Raw genomic sequence first — 7,785 nt, 5'->3', positions numbered from 1 at the left:
CCGCCGTGGCCGCTTGCAAGACGGACTGCGCGCCGGGACTTGTCACATAGGCTAGTCGGCGTGACAAGCCTGTTGTGCGGCGCCGAAAGTATTGCCACTTCGTGAACGAAGTTTGCAAAATGTCTTGGATGGCGGAGCGCTTCCGGCTACTCTGGCGCTATTGTTCAGCCCACCTGGAATTCCTCAATGAATCGCAGTCTTTTCGATGGCGCGCCCATGCTTGCCGTGCCCTTGCGCCTGCATCCCGGCGACGACCTGCGCGCCGTCCTGGGAGCCGCGCTGGCGCGGCACGGCGTGGCCGCCGGCTTCGTCCTGCAGGGCATCGGCAGCCTCAGCGTGGCGCAGTTGCGCTACGCCGGCCAGCCCGGACCGAGCAGCGTGGGCGGCGACCTGGAGATCCTCAGCCTGGCCGGTTCGTTGGCGCCGCAGGGCGCGCATCTGCACATGGCCGTGGCCGATGCGCAGGGCAGGGTGCTGGGCGGCCATGTCTGCGCCGGCTGCATCGTCCGCACCACCGCCGAGGTGCTGCTGGCGCTGCTGCCGGGCCAGGTGTTCGGCCGCGACTTCGACGCCGCCACCGGCTTCGCCGAGCTGAGCATTATGCCGGCCGTCCCGGGCAACCCGGCCGGCCCGGCCGAGGCGGCTCGACAGGGTGCTTAGTCCGCCAGCGCCGGCCGCCCGGCCGTTTCATCGTTTCATCTTTTCAACGCAGCACCACCACCAACACAATAAAAGGGCCGGACCCGATTCCGGCTGACGCCATGACCACCATCAAGTCCAAATTCTTCCTGCTCCTGTTCCTCGCCGCCATCGCCTACATGGCCTGGGTGTGCGTATCGCCGTTCCCCCGGCCGGCCACGTTGGCCGGCCTGAGCCACCAGTCCATCGCCGCCCAGCTGGGCGAGGCCGACGGCGAGACGCACGAGAAGTTCGTCCGCTGGCGGCGCGACCGTGGCCCGGGCAGCTGGACGCTGGACACCGACGCGCCCGGCACCGGCGACTTCGGCGCCAAGGCCTGCGCCTTCCGCCTGCGCCTGTCGCTGTGGACGCCGCTGGGCTATGTGCCGGTCTACACCAAGGAGTGGAACGATCTGAGCTGCGGCGTCTGAGGCGCCGTCGCGCCGTTCGGCCCCGCCGTTCGCCACCGCCGTTCGGCCGGGCATTGCGGCCGGCCCGGGCATTGCGGCGGTCTTGCTTCTGTGGCAGCATAGCTGGGATGTATCCTCTGTGAAAGTGGCATCGCCGATGAGCAAGCGCCTGGCAGCATTGCTGGCATGTTCCCTGTTGAGCCTGGCCGCTCGGGGGGCGCCGGCCGAACTCGTCATGCTGGCCTCGACCGACCAGCTGATGCCGCTTGCCGACATCAAGCACGGCGAGCTGGGCGGCGGCATCGTGCGCGACCTGGGCGAGGCCATCGCCAAGCGGCTGGGCCGCAAGGTGCGCTTCGTCGTCGTCGCCGGCGACCAGACCGGCCGGGCCCTGGTCAAGGGCAAGGCCGACGGCATGTGCTATGTGCTGCCGTACTGGATAGACGGCGACTTCGACTGGAGCCAGCCCTTCCTGCCGGACGCCGAGATGGTCGCCAGCGTGCCCGGCGCGCCGGCGATTCCCTCGCTGACGGCGCTGCGCGGCAAGTCCATCGGCACGGTCTCGGCCTACCGCTATCCGCGCGTCGAACAGGTGCTCGGCGCGCAGTTCGTGCGGGTCGACTCGGAGACCATGGAGACCAATCTGCGGCGCGTCGTCAACGGCGAGCTGCAATACGCGCTGGTGTCGCAGATGGTGCTGGACTACCAGCTGCGCATGGACAAACAACTCAAGCTGCGGCCCGGTCTGGTGTTCGCCTCGTTCAAGGCGCAGTGCGCCTTTTCGCGCCGTTCCGGCGTGCCCTTCGCCGAGGTCGACCGGGTCATCAAGGGACTGGTCAAGGACGGCACGGTCGAGCGCATCCTGGCCAGCTACCGCTGAGCGGCGCGGCCTAGTCGCGCCGCGGCAGCGGCCGGCCGGGCGGACGCAGCGGCGCCAGCAGGTGGCGCAGGTCGTTGTGGTCCAGCTCGTACATCAGGGCGATCAGCGCGCCCAGCTCGCCCGAGGGGAAGCCCGCGCGGGCGAACCAGCCCAGATAGTGGCCGGGCAGGTCCGCCAGCAGGCGGCCTTTGTATTTTCCGTAAGGCATCTCACGGCTCAGCAGCAGGGCAAGTTTTTCCGAATTCATGGGGAAAGCATAGCAGCAAAGGCGGCCGCTTTGCCGATTGTCGCGCTGATTGTTGCTGTCAAAGCAAGGATGTTCTGTCCCGGCAGGTATTTTTCGAAACAAAGAAAGCCGGGATACTGCATGGCATCCACTTTGACAGGAGTTATGCCATGCCCATTGCCTTGCTGGCGCTGACGATCAGCGCTTTCGCCATCGGAACCACCGAGTTCGTTATTGTCGGGCTGCTGCCGACCATCGCCGCCGACCTCGGCGTCAACCTGCCGTCGGCCGGCCTGCTGGTCAGCCTGTACGCGCTCGGCGTCGCCGTCGGCGCGCCGGTGCTGACCGCGCTCAGCGGCAAGCTGCCGCGCAAGACCCTGCTGCTGGCGCTGATGGTGCTGTTCACGCTGGGCAACCTGCTGGCCTGGAAGGCGCCCGGCTACAACTCGCTGATCGTGGCGCGCATCCTGACCGGGCTGGCGCACGGCGTGTTCTTCTCGATCGGCTCGACCATCGCCACCTCGCTGGTGCCCAAGGACAAGGCCGCCAGCGCCATCGCCATCATGTTCACCGGCCTGACCGTGGCCCTGGTCACCGGCGTGCCGCTGGGCACCTTCATCGGCCAGCACTTCGGCTGGCGCGAGACCTTCCTCGCCGTCTCCGCGCTGGGCGTGGTGGCCTTTGTCGGCAGCCTGGCCTTCGTCCCGGCGACTATCAAGCACAGCGCGCCGGCCTCGTTGCTGCAACAGCTCAAGGTGCTGGCCGAGCCGCGCCTGCTGCTGGTCTACGCCATGACGGCGGTCGGCTACGGCGGTTCCTTCACCGCCTTCACCTATCTGGCGCCGATTCTGCAGGACATCACCGGCTTCAGCGCCAACCTGGTCGGCCTGGTGATGCTGGTGTACGGCGTCTCCGTCGCCGTCGGCAACATCTGGGGCGGCAAGCTGGCCGACAGCCGTGGTCCGATCGCGGCGTTGAAAATCATCTTCCTCGGCCTGGCCGCCGTGCTGCTGCTGGTCACCTTTGCCGCGCCGCACCCCTGGCTGATGTTGGCCACCGTGCTGCTGTGGGGCGCCGTGGCCTTCGGCAATGTCGCCGGCTTGCAAGTGTATGTGGTGCAGCAGGCCGAGCACTTCACGCCGCGCGCCGTCGACGTCGCCTCCGGCCTGAACATCGCCGCCTTCAACCTGGGCATCGCCGGCGGCGCCTGGGGCGGCGGCCTGATCGTCGAACACCTGGGGCTGGTGCACACCGGCTGGATCGGCGCGCTGGTGGTGCTGGGCGCCTTCGGCCTGACGGCGCTGAGCGGCCGGCTCGACCGTCTCAATCCGATTCCCGTGGCCGCCGGCGCCGAGCGGCCGCGCCGCGTCGCCAGCCACTGACGGGCCGCTGGCGGCGGATACAAACCCACAGGCGTAAATCTGGGGTCGGACTCCCCGCCTTGGCGCCGCGGGTCCGACCCCGGTTTTCGGACTGTGGGTGGTTTTGTAGCCGCCGGCGCCTTCACCGGGCAGCAACCGCAGCGGCTCCCCGCCACGCCGTCGCGAGGCGGTGCCGGAGTGGCAGAGAGCCTCGCTTTTCATATCCACCACTCCACGGGTGTATATTGCTGGCCATTCGAATTTCAGCTTCCGGCCAACATCCCATGTCCCCCCTCACGCTCTTCCTCGTCGTCCTCGCCTATTTCGGCCTGCTGTTGCTGGTGGCCAGGCGCACCTCGCGCAACGCCACCAACGAAAGTTTCTTCAACGGTAACAAGAGCAGCAACTGGCTGCTGGTCGCCTTCGGCATGGTCGGCACCACGCTGAGCGGGGTGACCTTCATCAGCGTGCCCGGCGCGGTCGGCCGCGACGGCTTCGGCTACTTGCAGATCACGCTGGGCTATGTGCTGGGCTACCTGAGCGTCACCTTCGTGCTGCTGCCGCTGTACTACCGGCTGCGCCTGACCTCGATCTACCACTACCTCGACGTGCGCCTGGGCCGCCGCGCCGGACAGAGCGGCGCGGCCTGCTTCATCTTGTCGCGCACCCTGGGCGCCAGCGCGCGGCTGTATCTGGTCATCAACATCCTGCAGGCCGTCATCCTCGACCGCCTGGGCCTGCCGTTCTGGCTGACCAGCGTGGTGGTGTTGCTGATGATTTTGCTCTACACCTACGAGGGCGGCGTCAAGACCATCGTCTGGACCGACACGCTGCAAACGGCCGGCATGCTGCTGGGCCTGTTCATCTGCGTCGCCTACCTGTTGCACGCGATGGATCTGAACCTCGCCACCAGCCTGGCGCGCATGCAGGACGCCGGCCTGGCGCGGGTGTTCACCTGGGACGTCGACAGCCCGGCGTATTTCTGCAAGCAGGTGCTGGCCGGCATGTTCATCACCATCGCCATGACCGGCATGGACCAGGAGATGATGCAGAAGAACATCTCGGTGCGCACCCTGGCCGATTCGCAGAAGAACATGTTGCTGCTGACCGCCATCCTGGTCGGCGTGCTGGCGCTGTTCCTGTTCCTCGGCGGCTTGCTGCACCTGTACGCGCCGCTGGCCGGCGTGACGGCGACGGGCGACAAGCTGTTCCCGGCCGTGGTGATGGGCCATCTGCCCGCGCTGGTGCAACTGATCTTCCTGCTCGGCCTGATCTCGGCCCTGTTCCCCAGCGCCGACGGCGCCATCACCGCGCTGACCGCCAGCTTCTGCATCGACCTGCTCGGCCTGACCCGGCGCGCCGACTTGGCCGAGGCCGCCAAGCTGCGCCGGCGCCAGCGCGTCCACCTGGGCTTCTGCGCCCTGTTCCTGCTGCTGGTGCTGCTGTTCAAATGGATAGACAGTGCTAGCATGATAGGGGTGATCCTGAAACTGGCCGGCTACACCTACGGCCCGCTGCTGGGCTTGTTCGCCTTCGGCATGCTGAGCCGGCGCGGCCTGCGCCAGCGCTGGGTGCCGCTGGCCGCGCTGGCCGGGCCGGCGCTGTGCTACGCCGTTGACCGCAATCAAGAGTTGATTTTCGGCAGCTATCGTCTCGGCCTGGAGCTGCTTATCATGAATGGTTTGCTGGTGCTGGCGGCCCTGTTCCTGATTTCGCTGCCGGCGTCTGACCAGCCGGTTGCGAACGGTGGCTGACAAAGAGTCGTGTTTTGGCTTACAGTGTCACCAATAAAACGTTAAGAATTAGTTATCCCAACCCAGCAACAATCAGGAGTACCGATGTCCAGATCCCCCTTTGCCTACCTACGCAGCGGCCTCGGCTTTTGCTGGCGCGCGCTTGACGCCGGCCGTCGCGCGGTCTTCAACCTGCTGTTCCTGGCGCTGATCGTGGCGCTGCTATACGCCATCTTCGGCGGCGGCCTGAAGCCCCTCGCCGCCAAAACCACTCTGGTGCTCGACCTGAAGGGCGCGTTGGTCGAACAGACCAGCGGCAACGCCCGCGAGGCGCTGGTGACCTCGGTCAGCGGTGGCGAGACGCACAAGATGACCCAACTGCGCGACGTGCTGTCGGTGCTCGAGGCGGCCGCCAAGGACCCCAGCATCGGCGCCGCCGTGCTGCTGACCGACGACCTGCAAGGCAACGGCCTGGCCACGCTGCGCGAGGTGGCCGCCGCGCTGGACCGCTTCAAGGCGAGCGGCAAGCAGGTGGTGGCCTGGGGTTCCAGCTTCGACCAGCGCCAGTATCTGCTGGCCTCGCACGCCAGCGAGGTGTACATGCACCCGATGGGCACGGTGTTGTTGGACGGCTTCGGCCGCTACCGCAACTACTACCGCGACGCGCTCGACAAGGTCGGCGTCACCGTCAACCTGCTCAAGGTCGGCACCTACAAGAGCGCCGCCGAGCCCTTCATCGCCAACGGCCCGTCGCCGGCCGCCGCCGAGGCGGACGCCTACCTGGTCAACGCGTTGTGGGCCAGTTACACCGGCGAGGTGGAGACGGCGCGCAAGCTGCCGCAGGGCCAGCTGATGAAGGACATCAACGCGCTGCCGGACAACGCCGCCAAGGTCGACGGCGACCTGGCCAAGCTGGCCGTCAGCACCAAGCTGGTCGACGGCCTGAAGACCCGCGACGAGATCCGCCAGTTGATGATTCAACGCGGCGTCAAGGAGAGCGAGGGCAAGAGCTTCCGCCAGATTAACTTCGACGATTACCTGGCCCGCCTGCATCCCAAGCTGACCGGCGACGCCGTCGGCGTGGTCATCGCCGCCGGCGAGATCAGCGACGGCGTGGCCGGCCCCGGCTCGATCGGCGGCGAGTCCACCTCCAAGCTGATCCGCTTGGCGCGCGAGGACGACAAGATCAAGGCCGTGGTGCTGCGCGTCGACTCGCCCGGCGGCAGCGCCTTCGCCTCGGAGTTGATCCGCCGCGAGCTGGAGCTGACCCGCGCCGCCGGCAAGCCGGTGGTGGTCTCGATGGGCAACGTGGCCGCCTCGGGCGGCTATTGGATCTCGATGGCGGCCGACGAGGTGATCGCCGACCCGACCACCATCACCGGCTCGATCGGCGTGTTCGCGCTGCTGCCCAAGGCCGACAAGGTGATCGACAAGCTGGGCATCCACACCGCCGGCACCACCACCACCTGGATGGGCGACGCCAACAATCCGCTGCGCCCGCTCGACCCGCGCTTCGGCCAGGTGATCCAGAGCAGCATCAACCACATCTACGCCGACTTCACCGGCCGCGCCGCCAAGGCGCGCAAGACCACGCCGGAGAAGATCGACGCGGTGGCGCAGGGCCGCGTCTGGACCGGTGCCCAGGCCAAGGAGCGCGGTCTGGTCGACACGCTGGGCAGCTACGGCGACGCGCTGAAATCGGCCGCCGGCCGCGCCAAGCTGGGCGCCGACTACCGCGTCGTCTACATCGAGCGCGAGACCAGCAAGGTGGATAGGCTGATCGATTTGTTCGGCGGCTCGGTGGCGCAGGCCGTCGGCGCCCAGGTCAAGCTGGGTCTGGCCGGCACGGGTCTGCCGGCCGGCGTGGCCGGCGAGGCGGCGCGTGAACTGAGCTGGTTGAACGAGTTGGGCGCCAGCCGCAAGCCCTTCATGGCGCTGACCCATTGCCTGTGCGAAGCGCCTTGATTCGGCGGTGCCATCTTGATTGGAGTGAACTTTAAAGGAGCGATCCGGGTGCAAGTGCGTGTCGGGCGAAACAGCTAAGGCAAGGGAGAAATGATGGAAGATGAGAGCAAAGAGGAGTCGATTGAGAACCAATCCAAAGGTCAGATCAAGCAAGTTTTCTGCTTAGAATGCAAGCGTTCGACTCGTCACCTTGTCACTGTCTCATTTGACAAGGATGGCTCAGCCTGGAATCGATACGAAGGCTGGGACGTATCTTGGAGTGAGCACTATCAAATTCTCGAATGCCAAGGATGTTCGACGGTATCCTTTCGTCACTCCAGTTGGTTCTCAGAAAATCAAGCGCCTGGTGAAGATGGGGTAGTCGAACGACTTTACCCATTGCGAAAAGAGGGTAGTTTGATCGCCCGGCCGTTTCAAAATGTGCCCACGGCTTTAAGGCCACGCCGTTATACACAATTCTTGGTGCTGGCCCGGTCTCGTAATTTTCCCATTGTTTTCGCTGCAACGTAGACCTCTTTCATGCCAAGCCAGA

At 66.3% G+C, this 7,785-nt stretch carries 8 protein-coding genes; 7 read left to right on the top strand and 1 reads right to left on the bottom strand.

Features of this window, described 5'->3' with window-relative positions:
• The first annotated feature begins 216 nt into the window (after nucleotides 1-216).
• The 3 genes from H7U20_RS29330 to H7U20_RS29320 all read left to right on the top strand — a co-directional run bounded on the left by H7U20_RS29330 (nucleotide 217) and on the right by H7U20_RS29320 (nucleotide 1,968).
• Nucleotides 217-660 (top strand): PPC domain-containing DNA-binding protein, encoded by a 444-nt coding sequence (locus H7U20_RS29330; RefSeq protein WP_199762691.1) that lies wholly within the window; start codon nucleotides 217-219, stop codon nucleotides 658-660.
• A gap of 101 nt (nucleotides 661-761) precedes the next feature.
• A complete protein-coding gene (locus H7U20_RS29325; protein WP_199762675.1) occupies nucleotides 762-1,109 on the top strand; it encodes a hypothetical protein in 348 nt (115 codons plus the stop codon).
• Nucleotides 1,110-1,245: 136 nt separating this feature from the next.
• Nucleotides 1,246-1,968, top strand: coding sequence for a substrate-binding periplasmic protein (locus H7U20_RS29320; RefSeq protein ID WP_199762674.1), 723 nt, complete (start codon nucleotides 1,246-1,248; stop codon nucleotides 1,966-1,968).
• A gap of 10 nt (nucleotides 1,969-1,978) precedes the next feature.
• Here H7U20_RS29320 and H7U20_RS29315 read toward each other — a convergent pair whose 3' ends face one another.
• Nucleotides 1,979-2,215 (bottom strand): DUF3820 family protein, encoded by a 237-nt coding sequence (locus H7U20_RS29315; protein ID WP_199762673.1) that lies wholly within the window; start codon nucleotides 2,213-2,215, stop codon nucleotides 1,979-1,981.
• Nucleotides 2,216-2,364: 149 nt separating this feature from the next.
• Between H7U20_RS29315 and H7U20_RS29310 the strand changes: the two genes are divergently transcribed.
• The 4 genes from H7U20_RS29310 to H7U20_RS29295 all read left to right on the top strand — a co-directional run bounded on the left by H7U20_RS29310 (nucleotide 2,365) and on the right by H7U20_RS29295 (nucleotide 7,763).
• Nucleotides 2,365-3,576: an MFS transporter gene (locus H7U20_RS29310; RefSeq protein ID WP_199762672.1), complete on the top strand. Its 1,212-nt coding sequence runs from the start codon at nucleotides 2,365-2,367 to the stop codon at nucleotides 3,574-3,576.
• 263 nt (nucleotides 3,577-3,839) lie between these two features.
• Nucleotides 3,840-5,309, top strand: coding sequence for a sodium:solute symporter (locus tag H7U20_RS29305; RefSeq protein ID WP_199762671.1), 1,470 nt, complete (start codon nucleotides 3,840-3,842; stop codon nucleotides 5,307-5,309).
• Between the two features lie 84 nt (nucleotides 5,310-5,393).
• Entirely contained in the window at nucleotides 5,394-7,253 is a 1,860-nt protein-coding gene (gene sppA / locus H7U20_RS29300; RefSeq protein WP_199762670.1) for a signal peptide peptidase SppA, read from the top strand.
• A 90-nt stretch (nucleotides 7,254-7,343) separates the two neighbouring features.
• Complete coding sequence (locus tag H7U20_RS29295) at nucleotides 7,344-7,763, top strand: hypothetical protein (RefSeq protein WP_199762669.1); 420 nt, start codon at nucleotides 7,344-7,346, stop codon at nucleotides 7,761-7,763.
• Nucleotides 7,764-7,785: the final 22 nt, after the last annotated feature.

This window comes from Rugamonas violacea (assembly GCF_016461825.1).
In the GTDB taxonomy this organism is placed as follows: Bacteria; Pseudomonadota; Gammaproteobacteria; order Burkholderiales; family Burkholderiaceae_D; genus Rugamonas.
Note: the sequence above shows the minus strand (reverse complement) of the source record. Positions and strands in the feature narration are given on the sequence as shown.

Excerpts from the sequence above, each read along its gene's own strand:
- H7U20_RS29330 (WP_199762691.1), top strand. The coding sequence starts at position 217 with ATGCTTGCCGTGCCCTTGCGCCTGCATCCCGGCGACGACCTGCGCGCC.
- H7U20_RS29325 (WP_199762675.1), top strand. The coding sequence starts at position 762 with ATGACCACCATCAAGTCCAAATTCTTCCTGCTCCTGTTCCTCGCCGCC.
- H7U20_RS29320 (WP_199762674.1), top strand. The coding sequence starts at position 1,246 with ATGAGCAAGCGCCTGGCAGCATTGCTGGCATGTTCCCTGTTGAGCCTG.
- H7U20_RS29315 (WP_199762673.1), bottom strand. The coding sequence starts at position 2,215 with ATGAATTCGGAAAAACTTGCCCTGCTGCTGAGCCGTGAGATGCCTTAC.
- H7U20_RS29310 (WP_199762672.1), top strand. The coding sequence starts at position 2,365 with ATGCCCATTGCCTTGCTGGCGCTGACGATCAGCGCTTTCGCCATCGGA.
- H7U20_RS29305 (WP_199762671.1), top strand. The coding sequence starts at position 3,840 with ATGTCCCCCCTCACGCTCTTCCTCGTCGTCCTCGCCTATTTCGGCCTG.
- sppA (WP_199762670.1), top strand. The coding sequence starts at position 5,394 with ATGTCCAGATCCCCCTTTGCCTACCTACGCAGCGGCCTCGGCTTTTGC.
- H7U20_RS29295 (WP_199762669.1), top strand. The coding sequence starts at position 7,344 with ATGATGGAAGATGAGAGCAAAGAGGAGTCGATTGAGAACCAATCCAAA.